Annotated in this window: 17 protein-coding genes; 6 read left to right on the top strand and 11 right to left on the bottom strand. The window is 68.1% G+C overall.

What is annotated here, in order from left to right; genetic code table 11:
- Positions 1-143: 143 nt before the first annotated feature.
- Genes AB6807_RS04825 through AB6807_RS04815 form a run of 3 tightly spaced genes read left to right on the top strand, consistent with a single transcriptional unit; the run spans position 144 to position 2912 of the window.
- Positions 144-836 carry an HAD family hydrolase gene (locus AB6807_RS04825; RefSeq protein ID WP_371083689.1) on the top strand — a complete coding sequence of 231 codons (693 nt, stop codon included), beginning with the start codon at positions 144-146 and terminating at the stop codon, positions 834-836.
- Positions 833-2497, top strand: a complete 1665-nt coding sequence (gene pgm, locus AB6807_RS04820; RefSeq protein WP_371083688.1) for a phosphoglucomutase (alpha-D-glucose-1,6-bisphosphate-dependent) — start codon at positions 833-835, stop codon at positions 2495-2497. The genes AB6807_RS04825 and pgm overlap by 4 nt, the downstream gene beginning before the upstream one ends.
- A gap of 4 nt (positions 2498-2501) precedes the next feature.
- The gene (locus AB6807_RS04815; RefSeq protein ID WP_371083687.1) at positions 2502-2912 is read left to right on the top strand and encodes a PPC domain-containing DNA-binding protein; all 411 of its coding nucleotides are present in this window, start codon (positions 2502-2504) and stop codon (positions 2910-2912) included.
- Here AB6807_RS04815 and AB6807_RS04810 read toward each other — a convergent pair.
- Genes AB6807_RS04810 through AB6807_RS04800 form a run of 3 tightly spaced genes read right to left on the bottom strand, consistent with a single transcriptional unit; the run spans position 2878 to position 4841 of the window.
- Positions 2878-3939 (bottom strand): aldo/keto reductase, encoded by a 1062-nt coding sequence (locus AB6807_RS04810; protein ID WP_371083686.1) that lies wholly within the window; start codon positions 3937-3939, stop codon positions 2878-2880. The genes AB6807_RS04815 and AB6807_RS04810 overlap by 35 nt on opposite strands.
- Complete coding sequence (locus AB6807_RS04805) at positions 3936-4289, bottom strand: TIGR04076 family protein (protein WP_116909016.1); 354 nt, start codon at positions 4287-4289, stop codon at positions 3936-3938. Before AB6807_RS04805 ends, AB6807_RS04810 begins: the two co-directional genes overlap by 4 nt.
- A gap of 15 nt (positions 4290-4304) precedes the next feature.
- Positions 4305-4841, bottom strand: coding sequence for a helix-turn-helix domain-containing protein (locus AB6807_RS04800; RefSeq protein WP_116909015.1), 537 nt, complete (start codon positions 4839-4841; stop codon positions 4305-4307).
- 203 nt (positions 4842-5044) lie between these two features.
- Between AB6807_RS04800 and AB6807_RS04795 the strand changes: the two genes are divergently transcribed.
- Positions 5045-5344 (top strand): DUF3311 domain-containing protein, encoded by a 300-nt coding sequence (locus tag AB6807_RS04795; protein ID WP_371083685.1) that lies wholly within the window; start codon positions 5045-5047, stop codon positions 5342-5344.
- Positions 5341-6813 carry a sodium:solute symporter gene (locus AB6807_RS04790; protein WP_371083684.1) on the top strand — a complete coding sequence of 491 codons (1473 nt, stop codon included), beginning with the start codon at positions 5341-5343 and terminating at the stop codon, positions 6811-6813. The genes AB6807_RS04795 and AB6807_RS04790 overlap by 4 nt, the downstream gene beginning before the upstream one ends.
- A 12-nt stretch (positions 6814-6825) precedes the next feature.
- Here the strand turns inward: AB6807_RS04790 and AB6807_RS04785 are convergent, their stop codons facing one another.
- From AB6807_RS04785 to AB6807_RS04770, 4 genes are all read right to left on the bottom strand, one after another.
- Positions 6826-8187 (bottom strand): homoserine dehydrogenase, encoded by a 1362-nt coding sequence (locus AB6807_RS04785; RefSeq protein ID WP_371083683.1) that lies wholly within the window; start codon positions 8185-8187, stop codon positions 6826-6828.
- 255 nt (positions 8188-8442) lie between these two features.
- The gene (locus tag AB6807_RS04780) at positions 8443-9498 is read right to left on the bottom strand and encodes an amino acid ABC transporter permease (RefSeq protein WP_371083682.1); all 1056 of its coding nucleotides are present in this window, start codon (positions 9496-9498) and stop codon (positions 8443-8445) included.
- Positions 9495-10493: an amino acid ABC transporter permease gene (locus AB6807_RS04775; RefSeq protein WP_371084150.1), complete on the bottom strand. Its 999-nt coding sequence runs from the start codon at positions 10491-10493 to the stop codon at positions 9495-9497. The genes AB6807_RS04780 and AB6807_RS04775 overlap by 4 nt, the downstream gene beginning before the upstream one ends.
- A 20-nt stretch (positions 10494-10513) precedes the next feature.
- Positions 10514-11548, bottom strand: coding sequence for an amino acid ABC transporter substrate-binding protein (locus AB6807_RS04770; RefSeq protein ID WP_371083681.1), 1035 nt, complete (start codon positions 11546-11548; stop codon positions 10514-10516).
- 174 nt (positions 11549-11722) lie between these two features.
- Here AB6807_RS04770 and AB6807_RS04765 point away from each other — a divergent pair, with 174 nt between their 5' ends.
- Positions 11723-12118, top strand: a complete 396-nt coding sequence (locus AB6807_RS04765) for a DoxX family protein (RefSeq protein WP_093056930.1) — start codon at positions 11723-11725, stop codon at positions 12116-12118.
- Between the two features lie 15 nt (positions 12119-12133).
- Here the strand turns inward: AB6807_RS04765 and def are convergent, their stop codons facing one another.
- From def to AB6807_RS04745, 4 genes are all read right to left on the bottom strand, one after another.
- A complete protein-coding gene (def, locus tag AB6807_RS04760; RefSeq protein WP_371083680.1) occupies positions 12134-12673 on the bottom strand; it encodes a peptide deformylase in 540 nt (179 codons plus the stop codon).
- 83 nt (positions 12674-12756) lie between these two features.
- On the bottom strand, positions 12757-13209 hold the full coding sequence (locus AB6807_RS04755; protein ID WP_116909008.1) for a hypothetical protein: 453 nt from the start codon (positions 13207-13209) through the stop codon (positions 12757-12759).
- Between the two features lie 111 nt (positions 13210-13320).
- Positions 13321-15408 (bottom strand): NAD-dependent DNA ligase LigA, encoded by a 2088-nt coding sequence (ligA, locus tag AB6807_RS04750; RefSeq protein ID WP_371083679.1) that lies wholly within the window; start codon positions 15406-15408, stop codon positions 13321-13323.
- Between the two features lie 24 nt (positions 15409-15432).
- A complete protein-coding gene (locus AB6807_RS04745) occupies positions 15433-16536 on the bottom strand; it encodes a cell division protein ZipA C-terminal FtsZ-binding domain-containing protein (RefSeq protein WP_116909006.1) in 1104 nt (367 codons plus the stop codon).
- Positions 16537-16538 lie beyond the last annotated feature (2 nt).

Raw genomic sequence — 16538 nt, 5'->3', positions numbered from 1 at the left:
CGCCGCGGGGCTGCAAAGCATCAACTAATTCACGCCGCGGCGGCCGGGTGCCACGTTCGAGGCGTATGCTGAAACCGAAGTTCGCACCCGGGTCCGTGGCCCGGGTCGCACCCGAGCTTGCAGCTCACCTTCTCGCACTGTCCATGACCCAGCAGCAACCCTCGTCCATTGCTTCCACCGTCTTCCTGGTCGACGTCGACAACACCCTGCTCGACAACGACCGCGTCATCGCCGACCTTCGCGCGCACCTTGAAGCGACCTTCGGCGCCGACAGCGCCAACCGCTACTGGACCGTCTTCGAGCAGCTGCGCAGCGAGCTTGGCTACGTCGACTACCTGGGCGCGCTGCAGCGCTACCGCGCCGAGGAAAGCCGCCGCGGCATGAGCGACTCGCGGCTCTTGCTGATGTCGGGCTTTCTCATCGATTACCCCTTTGCCGACCGGCTCTACCCCGGCGCGCTGGAGGCGCTGAAGCACCTGCGCCGCCATGGGCCCACAGTGATCCTGTCGGACGGCGACGTGGTGTTCCAGCCGCGCAAGGTGCAGCGCTCGGGCCTGTGGGAGGCCACCGAGGGCCGCGTGCTCATCTACGTGCACAAGGAGCAGATGCTCGACACCATCGAGCAGTGCCATCCGGGCAAGCACTACGTGATGATCGACGACAAGCTGCGCATCCTCTCGGCCATGAAGGCCATCTGGGGGCCGCGTCTGACGACGGTCTTCGTGCGGCAAGGGCACTATGCGCTGGACGCGCAGGCCATTGCCGCCTACGCCCCCGCCGACATCACCATCGAACGCATCGGCGACCTGATCAACTTCGACTTTCCTTCGACATGAGCCAAGCCTCCACCCCCCTCTCGCCCCAGCCGGGCCAACCCGCCCCGCTCGACCTGCTGGTCAACGTACCGCGCCTGATCTCGGCCTACTACACCGGCCGGCCCGACCCCGCCGTGGCCAGCCAGCGCGTGGCCTTCGGCACTTCGGGGCACCGCGGCTCGTCGTTCGACGACGCCTTCAACGAATGGCATGTGCTGGCCATCAGCCAGGCCATCTGCGACTACCGCAAGCAGAAGGGCATCGACGGCCCGCTGTTCCTGGGCATCGACACGCACGCGCTGTCCACGCCGGCCTTCGCCAGCGCGGTGGAAGTGCTGGCCGCCAACGGCGTGCAGCTGATGATCTCCAAGGACGACGAATACACGCCCACGCCGGCCGTGTCGCACGCCATCCTGGTCTACAACCGCGGCCGCACCACCGGGCTGGCCGACGGCATCGTCATCACGCCTTCGCACAACCCGCCCGAGAGCGGCGGCTTCAAGTACAACCCGCCCAACGGCGGGCCGGCGGGCACCGACATCACCTCCGCCGTGGAGGCCGCGGCCAACAAGATGCTGGCCGACAAGCTCGAAGGCGTGAAGCGCATGCCGCTCGCGCAGGCGCTGAAGGCCGCGACCACGCACCGCCACGACTACCTGAACACCTACGTCGAAGACCTGGCCCAGGTGCTCGACATGGACGCCATTCGCGGCGGCACCGTCGACCTGGGCGTCGACCCGCTGGGCGGCGCGGGCGTGAACTACTGGCCGGCCATTGCCGAGCGCTACAAGCTCTCACGCCTGAACGTGCTGAGCCGCGAGGTCGATCCGACCTTCCGCTTCATGTCGCTCGACTGGGACGGCCGCATCCGCATGGACCCGTCCTCCCCCGACGCGATGCACAAGCTGATTGCGCTGAAAGACCGCTTCGGCATCGCCTTTGCCTGCGACACCGACCACGACCGCCACGGCATCGTCGCGGGCAGCAGCGGGCTGATGCAGCCCAACAGCTACCTCGCCGTGATGATCGACTACCTGTACATGCACCGCCCGCAATGGCCGGCGCAGGCGGCGGTCGGCAAGACGGTGGTCAGCAGCCAGATGATCGACCGCGTCGCCGCGCGGCTAGGCCGCAAGCTGTACGAGGTGCCGGTGGGCTTCAAGTGGTTCGTCGACGGACTGGTCGATGCCTCGCTGGCCTTCGGTGGGGAAGAGAGCGCGGGCGCGACCTTCCTGCGCCACGACGGCTCGGTGTGGACCACCGACAAGGACGGCATGGTGCCCGCCCTGCTCTCGGCCGAGATCGCCGCGCGCACCGGGCGCGACCCGGGCGAGCGCTATGCCGAGCTGACGCAGGCGCTGGGCCAGCCGGTGTCCGACCGGGTGGACGCGGCGGCCACGGTCGAGCAGAAGAAGAAGCTGTCCAGCCTGTCGCCGGCGCAGATCGGCTCGACCGAACTTGCGGGCGACAAGATCGTCCAGGTGCTGAGCCATGCGCCCGGCAACAGCGCGGCCATCGGCGGCGTGAAGGTCGTGACGGAAAACGGCTGGTTCGCGGCGCGGCCTTCGGGCACGGAGAACATCTACAAGATCTACGGCGAGAGCTTCAAGGGCAAGGAGCACCTGGCGCGCATTCTTGAAGAAGCGCAGCACGTGGTCGACGGGGCGCTCTCGGGCGCCTGAGCGCATGCAGACGCTGGTGCTGCGGCTGAACCCGGGCGACGACCTGCGCGCCGCGCTCGATGCCGCGCTGACGCAGGCCGGCGCACAGGGTGCGTTCGTGGTGTCGGGCATCGGCAGCCTGCACGGGGCGAGCGTGCGCTTCGCGGGGGCCGAGACGCCGACGCGCATCGAGGGAAAACTCGAAGTCCTCACGCTGGCGGGGAGCCTGTCGCCCGATGGGTCGCACATTCACATCAGCGTGTCGAACAGCGAAGGCCGCGTCTTCGGCGGGCATGCGGCGCCGGGGTGCGTGGTGCGTACCACGGCGGAGATTCTTGTCGCCCTGCTGCCCGATTGGCAGCTCGCGCGCAAGCACGACCCGCTCACGGGTTACGCCGAACTCAGTGCGGTTTGTCGTTCAGGTCGTACTTCATGATGCGGCCGTGCCGGCCTTCGAGGTCGCGCTCGACGGCGTAGACGTCGCCGCTGGGCGCGCTGCGCTGCGACAGCACCGTCTCGAGCAGCGCCAGGTCAGCCGCATCGAGTTGCAGGTCGATCACCTTCATGTGGTCGGCCAGGTGGTCGCCGCGACGCACGCCGACGATCACGGCCGCGACGGCCTGTTGCTGCAGCACCCAGCGCATGGCCACCGTCGAGATCGACACGCCGTGCCGCAGCGCGACCTGCTTGAGCGCCTCCAGCAACTGCTGGAACAGGTCCCAGCCGCCGAAGTCGTCGATGACGAGCTTGTACTTGACCAGCGACCGGTTCTCGAACGACTGCCCCGGCTCGCTCACGCCCAGCCAGCGCTCCGACAGGAAGCCACCCGCCAGGCTGCCGTAGCACAGCAGCTTCATGCCTGCGTGCTCGCAGTACGGCGTCATCAGCGGCGCAGGCCGCTGGTCGAGCAGCGAATACTGCACCTGCATGCTGAAAAGCGGCATGCCCGCATCGGCAAGCTCGCGCGCATGCGCGGTGTCGAAGTTGGTGCCGCCCACGCGGTCGATCTTGCCGGCGCGCTGCAGCTCCCCGAGCCAGTGCGCCACCTCGAGGTAGCGCGGCACGCTGTAGTCCCACCAGTGGAGCTGCACCAGATCGAGCCGCTCCATGCGCAGCCGCGTGAGCGACCGGTCGATGATCTGCTCGACCTGGCGCTTGTCGATGCGCGCAAGAACCGCAAGGTCGGGCACCAGCTTGGTGTGCACCCGAAGCCGCGACAGGCTGTCGCGGCCATGGCGACGCAGGTGGTCGGCGCGGAAGTCGCCGATCATTTCTTCCACGCCCGTGTAGATGTCGGCGCAATCGAAGGTGGTGATGCCGGCCTCGTAGTACGCCGCCATGTCGGCGATGGCGCGTGCATGGTCCACGTCCCCATGACCACCGGCCAGTTGCCAGCCGCCCTTCAGCAAGCGGGAGATTTCATAGCCGGGGGCGAGTTCGATGCGGTGGTGCGAGGGAGTCATGAGTTCTCGTTCGAAGGATGGACAACCGCCGTGGTGTCGGCATGGCGAAAGGCGCGCAGCCCCAGGCGGGTGATGCGAAAGCGCGACGGGCAGTTGGGGTCCGGGCAGGCGACCTCGGCGTCGGTGCTCATCCAGTCGTTCGCGTCGGTGGGCCGCTGCTTGGCGGCCAGCAATGGCAGCAAGGCGCCCAGCGAATAGATCGAGAAGCCCTGCCCCTCGGGCAGGTGCAGCATCTCGCCGCGCAGCTCGAAATGGTCGCCCACCTTGGCGCCGCAATAGATGCGGGCGCCCTCGGGCGCGACCACTTCGACGCGCAGGTCGTGGAGCGTGAAACTGGTGTCGGGGGTCATGGATGCCTCGTGGGATCAGGGGTTGGGCGGCGTCACCGACAGGATGATTTCCGTGGCGGCCTGCGACTGGTTCAGGTAACGGTGCGGCAGTCGCGAGTCGAACGAGATGCTCTCGCCCGCCAGCACCGGGTAGTCGACGCCGGCAATCTGCGCCACCAGCGCGCCCGCGACCACGTACACGCACTCGGTGGATTCGTGGCCGCGCGGCTCGTCCGCCGACACCTGGCCGGGCTGCAGCACGGCGCGCAGCACCTCGAGCTGGCCGTTGCCGGCGGTGAGGCGCTCGTAGCCGACCTGCCCCTTGGGCGCGGTGAGCAGCGAGCGCTTTCCGGGACGGCTGATCCAGACCGAGGGAGGCGCGGCCGCCATGAACAGTGAAGAAACCGATTCGCCGAACACGCCGGCCAGCCGTCGCATGGTCTCCAGGCTCGGGTCGGTGACGGAACGCTCGATCTGGCTCAACAGCGTGGCCGACACGCCTGCCTGCGCGGCAAGGTCGCGCAAGGAGAGGCCGCGCGCCGTTCGCAGTTCTTTCAATCGTTCGCCGATCATCGGTTCGACCTGTCGGGTGTGCAGTCTGGCTTCATTTTCGATCAATTATGAGCAATACATGAATGTACGACAACGGTGCATCTGCAATTCTTCATTCATTCTCAGTTTGTTAAAAAATAGGCAAACTCCAGCTTGTAAAACAAGGCATTTCCGGCTCACACTCTGCCAGTTTTTGTGCATTAACACTTTACACAGGCAGAGAAATGATCGATCCACTTCCCGCACGCGGCAGCAAGCCCTACCGCCTGGGCCATCGATGGCTCCTGGCCTTCCCCTTCGTCTGGCAAGCCTGCCTGGCACCTGCGGTGAACGACATCTCGGTCTCCCCTCTCGGCATGCCTTTTCCGATGTTCTGGCAAATGGCGGGCATCGTGCTGACCAGCGTGGTGATCGCCATCGTGTTCTGGCTCGACGCCAGGGCGGGGGTGGAAGCCGAAGAGGCCGACTTCCTCGCGAAGAGCATCGAGGCCGACGCAGCAACCCACCAGGACGGCGCACCATGAAGCCGGCCATCGTCCTCGCGATCCTGCTCGCCACCGTCGCCGGCGCCATGGCCTATGGCCGACGCGCAAGCCACGGCAAGAGCTTTGCGGACTGGGCCGTCGGCGGGCGCAGCCTGGGCACGCTGGTGTTCTGGTTCATGAACGCGGGCGAGGTCTACACGACCTTCGCCGTGCTCGGCATCTCGGGCTATGCCTGGGCGCTCGGCGCGCCGGCCTACCTCGCCTTCTGTTCGGTCTCGATGAGCTACGCGCTCGGCTACTGGCTCATGCCGAAGATCTGGCGCGCGGGCCGGCTCGGACGGTTGCTGACACAGCCGGACTTCTTCGCGGCGCGCTACGACGCGCCCTGGCTCGGCGTACTGACCGGCGTCGTGGGCATCGCGTCATTGGTGGTGTACGTGCAGATCCAGCTCGTGAGCCTTGGGTTGATCGTGCAGCTCACGCTGGGCAACAGCATTTCGAGCGAAGCCGCCACCCTCGGCGCCGGCGTGCTGATGATCGCTTTCGTGTTCGCGGCGGGCATGCGCTCGGCCGCCTTCGCCGCCGGGGTGAAAGACATCCTCATGGTCGTCGTCGTCGTGTTGTTGAGCGCGACGGTGGCAAGCAAGGTCGGCGCGGCTTCGCTGATGGACCTGTTCTCGATGGCCGAGAGCAAGTACCCCAACATCGGCAAGCTGCCGGGCCTGGATGCCAACTCGCCCACCACGGCGATCTGGCTCATGACCTCGGCCATCAACATCGCACTGGGCAACTGGGTGTTTCCGCATCTGTTCCAGATGTCCTATGCGGCGCACAGCGCCACAGCCATCCGGCGCAACGCCATCTGGCAACCGCTGTACTCGCTGGCGTATTTCTTCATCATCCTGCTGGGCTTCGCGGCGCTGCTGGCCGGCACGCAGCCGCCGGGCGGCAACCTGAACGCGGCGCTGCTGCAGTTCGTGTCGGACCGCTATCCGGCATGGACGGTCGGGCTGTTGGCCGGCACGGGCTTCCTGCTGGCGCTGGCGCCGGGCTCGCTGCTGCTGTTGACGGCAGGCTCCATCTTCACGCGCAACGTGGTGCAGCCGTTTCGGCCCGGCATGAGCGAGCGCCGGTCCCTGGCGCTTTCGCGCGGCTCGCTGGTGGTGTTCGCTGCCGTTGCGGTGTGGCTGTCGATCAGCCAGAAGGGTTCGCTGGTGAAGATACTGCTGGACGCGTATTCCGCCATCGGCATGCTCGCGCCCGGCGTGTTCCTCGGGTTCCTGTGGAAACGCACGATCGCCATCGGCGTGCTGGCCGGGCTGGTCGCGGGGTTCGTCGCGCTGCTGGCGCCGTTTGCGGCCAATTTCTGGGCCGCGGTGGTGCCGCAGTGGGAGGCCGGGCTGATTGCGATGGCCATCAACGCCGCCGTGGTCGCGGCCGTGAGCCTGGCCACGCAGCCGCCCCGGCGCGATGCCATCGCGATAGGGCTGCAAGACCGGACGGCCTGAGCGCCTTCTTCTTCAGCCTTCCAGCGCTTCGACCCGCAAGCTCACGACCGGGCCCACCACATCGGCTTGCGCCTGCAGCGCATGCACCGCAAGGTCGAGCGTGCCCTGCGCCACCGGGCCGGTCAGCACCAGCACCTGCGGGCCCACGCCCGGTTTCTCGGCCGCGAGCGCGACCTGCCGCACCGGCACGCGCTGCTCCGCCAGGCAGGCCGAAACAGCCTGGATGTGGCTGACTGCGGCCACCGGCACGCGCAGGTAGTGCGAGGTAACCACCGCCGCGCGCGGCAGCACCCCCAGCGCATTCGTTGCATGCGCATGAACGCCCAGGTGCGGCACGTGCTGCGCGGCAGCGACGCCGTCGAGCCGCGCCACGTCGACCAGGTCGGCGATGACGGCGGAGGCGGTCTGCTCCGAGCCTGCGCCCGCGCCGTAGTACATCGTGAGGCCGGCCGCGTCGCTCTTGACCATGACGGCGTTCATCGACCCGTTGACATGCGCCATCAGGTGGTCGGCCGGCACCAGCGCAGGCTGCACGCGCAGCTCGACGCCCGCGGCCTGCCGGCGCGCCACGCCCAGCAGCTTGATGCGATAGCCCAGCTGCTCGGCGCAGGCCACGTCCACGCCCTGCAGGGCCGTGATGCCTTCGACCTGCGCATCGTCGAAGCGAAGCGGCATGCCGAAGGCGTTGGCGGCCAGCAGGCTCAGCTTGTGGGCGGCGTCGATGCCTTCGATGTCGAAGCTTGGGTCAGCCTCGGCGTAGCCCAGCGCCTGCGCCTGGGCCAGCGCGGCGGCAAAGTCCAGGCCCTCGTCGCGCATCTTGCTGAGAATGAAATTGGTGGTGCCGTTGATGATGCCGGCCACCCATTCGATGCGGTTGGCCGCCAGGCCCTCGCGCAACGCCTTGATGATGGGAATGCTCACAGCCACCGCGCCTTCGTAGGCCACGACCACGCCCTTCTCGCGCGCGGCGGCGAAGATCTCGGTGCCGTGCACGGCCAGCAGCGCCTTGTTGGCCGTGACCACGTGCTTGCCGTGCGCAATGGCGGCCAGCACCCAGTCGCGCGCGGCGCCGGTGCCGCCGGCCACTTCGACCACCACGTCGACGTCGGGGTGCGTGGCGACGTGCATGGCGTCGTCGGTCAGCGGCACGCCCGGGCCCACGATGTCGGCGGCACGCGCCAGGTTGCGCGCGGCGACGATCACCAGCTCGATCGTCCGGCCGGCGCGGGCCGCGATGTCGGCCTGGTTTCGCGCCAGCACGCGGAAGGTGCCGCGGCCCACGGTGCCGATGCCGATCATTCCCACGCGCAGGGTACGGGTGGCCGCGGGAACGCGGTGCAAGGGCTCGAGGGATTCAACGGGATCGCGGTACATGGACATCTCCAGACGAAAAAACAAAAAACCCAGCTGCCAGAGCTGGGTTCATTCGTTCGGGGAGAGAGCGATACCAGGTGGCTGCCGGAACGGCCACCTGCGCGTGTCAGGTGACCGCGGTGGTAATGGTGGTAATCATTCGAGCAACAACCATCGCCTGCGCGGAGGCAGGCGGCATCATGCGAGCCATCAGGGCTGCGTGGGATGCGGGGGTGGTGTTGTGGCTCGGCATGAAGGCCCGGAGTGTACCGCAGCTCAAGGCGCGGCCGCGAGCCGCTTCTCGAGCCACACGCTGTAGCGCGACAGGCCGAAGCACAGCACCCAGTACACCGCGGCAATGAAGAGGTAGCCCTCGAGGTAGAACGGCCGCCACGTCGGGTCACCGCCCAGCGCCAGGCCCAGCGCCCCGGTCAGCTCGAACAGGCCGACCACGGTGACCAGCGAGGTGTCTTTCAGCGTGCCCACCACGCTGTTGGTCAGCGCGGGCACCACGAGCCGCAGCGCCTGCGGCAGCACGATGTCGCGCTGCACCGGCCAGCGGCCGAAGCCCAGCGCCATGGCCACCTCGGTCTGGCCGCGCGGCACCGCCTGCAGGCCGCCTCGAATGATTTCCGCCAGGTACGCCGCCACGAACAGCGTGAGCCCCGCGAGCACGCGCACCAGCACGTCGGGCTGCCAGCCCGCCGGCCACAGCAGCGGCAACAGGAACGAGGCCATGAACAGCACCGAAATCAGCGGAACGCCGCGCACCAGCTCGATGTAGCTCGCGCTCAGCGTGCGTACCACCGGCCAGCCCGAGCGCCGCCCCAGCGCCAGCAGCAGCGCCAGCGGAAACGCCAGCGCCAGCCCGACCACCGCCAGCCCGATGGTCAGCGGCAGGCCGCCCCAGCGGCTGGTCGGCACGTGCGCCAGGCCCAGCACGCCACCGCGCATCAGCCCGACGAACAGCAGCAGCGCCACTACCCACAGCGGCGCCAGCCACCAGCGCCAGCTGCGCGGCCAGGCGCTGAGCACGGTCACCGCCGACAGCACCACCACAGCGATGGCCGGGCGCCATTGCTCGTCATAGGGAAAGCGGCCGAACAGCATCGGCCGCCATTTTTCGGCCACCACGCCCCAGCATGCGCCGTGCTGCACCGTGCGGCAGGCTTCGGCGTCGGGACGGAACACGGCATGCACGACGCCCCATTCGGCGAAGTGGAAACCGCCCCACGCCAGCACCGCCAGCAGCAGCAACGTGGCCAGCGAGCGCAGCGGCGAACCCCAGAGCTCGCTGCGCCACGCGATGGGCCCTTGCGCCACGCGTCTCATTGCCAGCCCCGCAAGGCGACGCGCGCGTTGTAGCGGTTCATGCCGAAGGAAATCAGCAGCGACAGCAGCAGGTAGATCGCCATGATGATCGCGATGCACTCGAAGGCGCGGCCGTTCGAGCCGATGGTGGTGTTGGCCACCGACACCAGCTCCGGATACCCCACGGCCACCGCCAGCGACGAGTTCTTGGTGAGGCTGAGCAGTTGGTTGGTGAGCGACGGCACGATCACGCGCAGCGCCTGCGGCAGCACCACGATGCGCAGCTGCTGCCCCGAGGACAGCCCCAGCGCCTGCGCCGCGAGCACCTGCCCCTGCGACACCGACAGGATGCCGGCACGCACGATCTCCGCCACGAAGGCGGCCGAGTAAAAGCTCAGGCCCGCGACGATGGTCACGTACTCGGGGCTCAGCGCGGCGCCGCCGCTCACGCCGAAGTCGCCGCGCTCGGGAAATTCGAAATGCGTGGGCCACCAGCCGCCCTCGCCCGCCACCGGCCACGGCACGCTGAGGCCGCCCTTGCTCAGCCACACGCCCGGCAGCAGCCGCACGGGCTCGGTCGGGTCGGGCAGCAGGTTGGCCATGGCAAAGGCCAGCATCAGCAACTGCACGAGCAGCGGAACGTTCCGCAGCAGCTCGACGTAGGCCGTGCAGATGCCGCGCAGCAGCACGTGCGGCGCGAGCCGGCCGATGCCGATGAGCGTGCCCAGCACGACCGAGAAGATGGCGGCGGGCACGGCGGCGCGCACCGTGTTGATCAGGCCCGCGAGAAAGGCGCGCCACGACGGCTGACCCGCATCGAAGTCGAGCCAGCCTTCGCTGATGGAGAAGCCCGCGGGCTCGGTCAGAAAGTCGAAGCCGGAGCGAACGCCGCGCGCACGAAGCACTTCGAGCGCGTGGTGCACCACCCAGGCAGCGCCGGCCAACACGGCCACCACCAGCAGCGCCTGGACCGCCCAGGCCAGCCAGGCGCCGCGGCGCGAGGCCCGAGGGCTCACCGCACCGGAGGTGCGCAGATTCATCGCACCGGGGGTGCGTAGATCAGCCCGCCCTTGCTCCAGAGGTTGTTGGAGCCGCGCGGCAGCTTCAGCACCGACTTGGGCCCTACGTTGCGCTCGAACACTTCGCCGTAGTTGCCCACGGCCTTGATGGCGCGGAACGACCACTCCTTGTCGAGGCCCAGCAGCTTGCCCAGGTCTTCACCGGTGCCGACCAGCCGCTGCTGCGCCGGGTCCTTGCTGTTGGCCTTGAGCTCGTCGGCGTTGGCCTGCGTGACGCCGGCTTCCTCCGCCTCGATGAGCGCGTTGGGCACCCACTTGGCAATGGCGAACCATTCGTCGTCACCGCGGCGCACCAGCGGCGCCAGCGGCTCCTTGGAAATCAGCTCAGGCAGGATGAGGTAGTCGTCCGGGTTGGGGGCTTCCTTGTTGCGCAGGCCGGCCAGCGCCGAAGCGTCGGTCGTGAAGGCCTGGCAGCGGCCCGAGAAGAAGGCCTTGAACGAAGCCTCGAAACTCTCGAACACCACGGTCTTCACCGGGATGCCCTGCGCGCGGAAGTAGTCCGACACGTTCTTCTCGTTGGTGGTGCCCGACTGCGTGCAGATGGTCGCGTTCTTCAGCTGCTTGGCGCTCGTGACCTTCAGCTTCTTCGGCACCAGGAAGCCCTGGCCGTCGTAGTACGTGATGGTGGTGAAGTTGAAGCCCAGCGACGCGTCGCGCGTGAGCGTCCAGGTGGTGTTGCGCGCGAGGATGTCGATTTCGCCGGCCTGCAGGGCCGAGAAGCGCTGCTGCGAATTGAGCGGCACGAAGTCGACCTTCTTGCCGTCGCCGAGCACGGCCGCGGCAATGGCGCGGCAGGTGTCCACGTCCAGGCCCGACCAGTTGCCCTGCGTGTCCGGCGCGGAGAACCCGGCCACCCCGTTGGTCACGCCGCACTTGACGGTGCCGCGTTGCTTGACGGCGTCGAGCGTCTTGCCGGCGAAGGCCGGTGCGACGGCGGCCATCGCCACGATGGAGGCGGCCGCGAGCAGCGCCGGACGGATTCGTTTGTTCATTGGTGTTCTCCTCAACAGTAAGCAAAAGGCAGTGTACGGGCCGATGCCGGACTCTGCCAAAGAACTCCGGGTTGGATGCATATGCGCGCCAGCGGGCGCCAAAAGACTCGCTGAAAACGCCGAAGCTTCACTACCATACGGCCCTCTCAACACTTCCTCTGGAACCTACACAAAATGGTCAAATCCGACGACACCGGCAAGTTCATCCTGCGCGTTTCGCTTGGCGTCCTGATCCTGCTGCACGGCATCGCCAAGCTGCAAGGCGGCGTCGGCTTCATCTCGGGCATGCTGGCCCAGCATGGGCTGCCGGGCGCGCTGGCCTACCTGGTCTACATCGGAGAAGTGGTGGCGCCCGTGCTGCTGATCATCGGCCTCTACACCCGGCCGGCCGCGTGGATCGTGGCGATCAACATGCTGGTGGCCTTCGCGCTGGTCCACATGAAGGACCTGACCTCGCTCGGCAAGCAAGGCGGCTGGGCGCTGGAACTGCAAGGCATGTTCCTGTTCGCGGCCCTGGCCCTGGCCTTCATGGGCGGCGGGCGTTTCGCGCTCAGCAGCAAGTACAACTGAGGCAATTGGCGTAGCTCAATCGTCGTCGGCCGCATCGAGGCCCGGGAACAGGACCTCGGTGTAGCCGAAGCGCGAGAAATCGCGCACCCGCATCGGGTAGAGCTTGCCGAACAGGTGATCGACTTCGTGCTGCACCACGCGCGCATGAAAGCCGGTGGCCACGTGGTCGATCGGGTCGCCGTACAGGTCGAACCCGGTGTAGCGGATGTTGGCGAAGCGCGGCACCACGCCGCGCAGGCCCGGCACGGACAGGCAGCCCTCCCAACCCTCCTCTTCCTCGTCGCCCAGCGGCGTGATGACGGGGTTGAGCAGCACGGTGCGGGGCACCGGCGGTGCATCGGGGTAGCGGGGGTTGACGACATCGGTGCCGAAGATGACCAATTGCTGGTCGACACCGATCTGCGGCGCCGCCAGCCCCGCACCGTTGACGGCATGCATCGTCTCGAACATGTCGCGCACCAGCAGGTGCAGTTCGTCGGTGTCGAAGGCGGTGACCGGCTGCGCGATGCGCAGCAGCCGGGGGTCGCCCATCTTGAGGATTTCGTGGATGGCCATGGCGGAATTATCGCGACAGCCTCACACCCTTGTCTTCCTCTTGCCGAATCGGATCAGGCCGGTTCACGTCGGCCCGAACTGGATCACGGAGGGGTCTGGCCCTGCGAGTCCGGCGAGGTCATCAGCCGGGCAGCACCACGCGGCGGCTGCGGAATGGAGCCCGGCCCGCCACCGGCACCCGGACGAACCGGCGCCACGCCGACGTTCGGACGTCCACCGCCCCAGCCGTTGCCCGGCGGCCGCACGGCGGGCGTACCCGGTCGCACCGCCGGATAACCCGGGCGGCCGTAGTAGGGCCGGCCACCATCGTAGTAAGGACGACGGTCACGCTGGTAGTAGCCGCCGCCGTTGATGTACACAGGCGCGGGCGCCACGTAGACCGGCGCCGGCTCGCTGTAGTACGGCCCCGAGGAGTAGCCCCCGGTTGCATAGCCACCGCCCCCGTAGTACGGGTCGCCAGGAACACCCACGCAGCCGCTCAGCAGCGCAACGCCGCCGAGTGCAACGCACGCACCGAGAATTCGAATTTTTTGCATGAGGGACTCTCCTTGTGGCCTTCGATTAACTTTCAACGTCAGGTTGTAGACCCTGTTGACTGCGCTGCGATGAAGTGGCGTAACGGCCGGTAAAGAGAGCCTGCCGCTACCTCATGGTGCCGGGACGCCGTTGGCAAGAATTTCCAGCATACGCGCCTCGTCGATGATCTCCACGCCGTTGTCGCGTGCCTTGTCGAGCTTGCTGCCGGCCTCTTCGCCGGCCACGAGATAGTGGGTTTTCTTGCTGACCGAGCCGGACACCTTCGCGCCCGCCGCCTCCAATTTATCCTTCGCCTCGTCGCGGCTCAGCGTAGGAAGGGTACCGGTGATCACGAAGGTCAGGCCCGCCAACGGCTTGGGCGTGCGGGCGGCGGGCTCGCCCTCTTCCCAGCTCAAGCCGCAGGCGCGCAGCTGCTCGACCACTTCGCGGTTGTGCGGCTGGTCGAAGAAGGTGCGCAGGCTTTGCGCCACCACAGGGCCCACGTCGTTCACCTCGAGCAGGTGCTCTTCGGTGGCGTCCATGATCGCGTCGAGCTTGCCGAAGTGCTTGGCCAGGTCCTTCGCGGTGGTTTCGCCCACATGGCGGATGCCCAGGCCGAACAGGAAGCGCGGCAGCGTGGTCTTCTTCGACGCCTCGAGCGCGTCGACCAGGTTCTTGGCCGACTTCTCGGCCATGCGGTCGAGTCCGGCCAGCGTGACGAAGCCCAGCTTGTAGAGGTCGGGCAAGGTGCGGATCAGGTTGGCATCGACCAGTTGCTCGACCAGCTTGTCGCCCAGGCCGTCGACATCGACCGCGCGCCGCGCCGCGAAATGCAGGATCGCTTCCTTGCGCTGCGCCGCGCAGAACAGGCCGCCGGTGCAGCGGTAGTCGACCTCGCCCTCTTCGCGCACGGCCTCCGAATCGCACACGGGGCACTTGTGCGGCATGGTGAACTGCGCGCCGCGCTCGCCCTCTGGCTTGGCGAGGCTCTCGGGCACCACGCCGACCACTTCGGGAATCACATCGCCGGCGCGGCGCACGATGACGGTGTCGCCCACGCGCACGTCCTTGCGGCGGGCCTCGTCCTCGTTGTGCAGGGTGGCGTTGGTCACCGTGACGCCGCCGACGAACACCGGCGCCAGCTTGGCCACCGGCGTGAGCTTGCCGGTGCGCCCGACCTGGATCTCGATGCCCAGCACCTCGGTCAGCTGCTCCTGCGCGGGGTACTTGTGGGCCACGGCCCAGCGCGGTTCGCGCGAGACGAAGCCCAGTTGGCGTTGCAGCTCGATGCTGTCGACCTTGTAGACCACGCCGTCGATGTCGTACGGCAGCGCATCACGCTGGCGGCCGATGTTCTCGTGAAAGGCGATCAGCTCGATGGCGCCCGTGGCGCGCGCCGTTTGCGCCGCCACCGGAAAGCCCCATTCGCCGAACTGCTTGAGCCAGTCGAACTGCGTCGGGTGCTCCGGCCCGCCTTCGGCCGCTGGCGTGACCTCGCCGAGCCCATAGGCGAAGAAGCTCAGGGGCCGCGCCGCGGCAATGGCCGGGTCCAGCTGGCGCACCGCGCCGGCGGCCGCATTGCGCGGATTGACGAACACCTTCTCGTTCTTCTGGCCGGCCGCGATCTTCTCGCGCTGGCGCTCGTTGAGCGCGTCGAAGTCGGCGCGCTTCATGTAGACCTCGCCGCGCACCTCGACCACCGGCGGCGCCTTGCCGTTCAGGCGCAGCGGAATCTCGCGCACGGTGCGGATGTTCTGCGTAACCTCCTCGCCCACCTCGCCGTCGCCGCGCGTGGCCGCCTGCACCAGCACGCCGTGCTCGTAGCGCAGGTTCATGGCCAGGCCGTCGAACTTCAGCTCGCACACGTAAGCCACCTGCGGCCCGTCTTCGGCAAGGCCCAGCTCCTTGCGCACGCGCGCATCGAAAGCGCTGGCGCCGCCGGGCGTGATGTCGGTCTCGGTGCGAATCGACAGCATCGGCACCTTGTGGCGCACCTTGGTGAAGCCGTCGAGCACCTTGCCGCCCACGCGCTGGGTCGGCGAATCGGGCGTGCGCAGTTCGGGGAATTCGGTCTCGATGGCCTGCAGGCGCTGGAACAGCTTGTCGTACTCGGCGTCGGGCAGCTCGGGCGTGTCGAGCACGTAGTAGAGATGGGCGTGCCGGTGAAGCTGTTCGCTCAGTGCGGCGGCTTCGCGTGCCGCTTCGTCGCGCGTGGTCATGGGGTGTCTCCCGAAGAAACGGAGTTAGCTGAAGAGGCGCCGTGCCAGCGGCGAGCCCGCCGCCAGGTCGCGTGCATCGAGCGTGTCGTACAGCTGCTCGAGGTCGTTGCCGATCACGTCCATGGTCTCGTCGCGCAGCAACTGGCCGTCGCTGTCGGTCACCACGCCGTCCATCTCGCGCGCGAGCGTGGCGGCGGCTTCGCGCATGCGGCGAAACGGCTCCTCGCCGCGGTCGACCTGGGGCACGTCCAGGCTCAGGCTCAGTTCGCGGATGGCCGATTGCGCCGGGTCGTCGGCCAGCGCGGCCTGGGTGTCGAAGGCCAGCCCGAGGATGGGCGGCAGCCCGGCCTCGCTGGTGGGCAGCACCATGCGGCCCGGGATGATGCCGGCCACGAAGCCCAGCCGCGCCGCGTTCTGCTGCACGTAGCCCGGGCTCCAGGCGGCGTGCAGCGCGCGCAGCACGAAGCCGAGTTGCGCGTCGTGCGCGCTGGCGAACTGGTCGAGCTCGCGGGCGCGGGCCACCTCGTCGAGCATCTCGGGGAATTCGGGCGCGCCGTTGACGGCGTCGGCAAAAGCCTGGGCCTTGACCACGAACTCGGAGTACTCGATTTCGTTGAGCGCACCCGTGCGGTTTGCCAGTTGCACGCCGACCTGGAAGGCGCTGTAGCGCTGGCCGGCCACGGGCGGCTCCCATTGCCCGTTGTGTTCGTTCAGGCCCTCGATGGCCACCGGCTTGCTGCCGGCGCGCCGGGTCGGCGGCATGGCGGCGATGGCGGCGTCGCCCGACGCCAGGCCGTCGAGCGACACCGGCGCGATCACGTCGATGAGCGGGTCGAGCCCGCCGCGGCGTTCGCCCGTGGGCACCGGCACGCCGCTGGGCGCGGGCAGGTCGGGGTCGAACAGCGGCTCGTGGCGGTCGTTGCTGGAGACCTGGTTCGGGTCCACGTGCAGCACCGGCTCCGAGCCGTCGCCGCCACCGGACATGGCGCGCTCGGCTTCGTCGAGCGCGATGTCGACCGCGTCGGGCTGGCGCGGCGCGTTGCGGCGAGACATCATGGTTTCGTAGCCCACGACGGCCGCGAGAACGAGGCCACCGAGGATGGCCAGGGCGAGGGTGAGGTTGCTCATGA

Origin of the sequence: Variovorax sp. RCC_210, from assembly GCF_041355175.1 — a bacterium.
Lineage (GTDB): Bacteria > Pseudomonadota > Gammaproteobacteria > Burkholderiales > Burkholderiaceae_C > Variovorax.
The sequence above is the reverse complement of the archived record's forward strand: the minus strand, read 5'-3'. Positions and strand labels throughout refer to the sequence as shown.

Coding starts and splice junctions, on each gene's coding strand:
- AB6807_RS04825 (WP_371083689.1), top strand. CDS start 144: ATGACCCAGCAGCAACCCTCGTCCATTGCTTCCACCGTCTTCCTGGTC.
- pgm (WP_371083688.1), top strand. CDS start 833: ATGAGCCAAGCCTCCACCCCCCTCTCGCCCCAGCCGGGCCAACCCGCC.
- AB6807_RS04815 (WP_371083687.1), top strand. CDS start 2,502: ATGCAGACGCTGGTGCTGCGGCTGAACCCGGGCGACGACCTGCGCGCC.
- AB6807_RS04810 (WP_371083686.1), bottom strand. CDS start 3,939: ATGACTCCCTCGCACCACCGCATCGAACTCGCCCCCGGCTATGAAATC.
- AB6807_RS04805 (WP_116909016.1), bottom strand. CDS start 4,289: ATGACCCCCGACACCAGTTTCACGCTCCACGACCTGCGCGTCGAAGTG.
- AB6807_RS04800 (WP_116909015.1), bottom strand. CDS start 4,841: ATGATCGGCGAACGATTGAAAGAACTGCGAACGGCGCGCGGCCTCTCC.
- AB6807_RS04795 (WP_371083685.1), top strand. CDS start 5,045: ATGATCGATCCACTTCCCGCACGCGGCAGCAAGCCCTACCGCCTGGGC.
- AB6807_RS04790 (WP_371083684.1), top strand. CDS start 5,341: ATGAAGCCGGCCATCGTCCTCGCGATCCTGCTCGCCACCGTCGCCGGC.
- AB6807_RS04785 (WP_371083683.1), bottom strand. CDS start 8,187: ATGTACCGCGATCCCGTTGAATCCCTCGAGCCCTTGCACCGCGTTCCC.
- AB6807_RS04780 (WP_371083682.1), bottom strand. CDS start 9,498: ATGAGACGCGTGGCGCAAGGGCCCATCGCGTGGCGCAGCGAGCTCTGG.
- AB6807_RS04770 (WP_371083681.1), bottom strand. CDS start 11,548: ATGAACAAACGAATCCGTCCGGCGCTGCTCGCGGCCGCCTCCATCGTG.
- AB6807_RS04765 (WP_093056930.1), top strand. CDS start 11,723: ATGGTCAAATCCGACGACACCGGCAAGTTCATCCTGCGCGTTTCGCTT.
- def (WP_371083680.1), bottom strand. CDS start 12,673: ATGGCCATCCACGAAATCCTCAAGATGGGCGACCCCCGGCTGCTGCGC.
- AB6807_RS04755 (WP_116909008.1), bottom strand. CDS start 13,209: ATGCAAAAAATTCGAATTCTCGGTGCGTGCGTTGCACTCGGCGGCGTT.
- ligA (WP_371083679.1), bottom strand. CDS start 15,408: ATGACCACGCGCGACGAAGCGGCACGCGAAGCCGCCGCACTGAGCGAA.
- AB6807_RS04745 (WP_116909006.1), bottom strand. CDS start 16,536: ATGAGCAACCTCACCCTCGCCCTGGCCATCCTCGGTGGCCTCGTTCTC.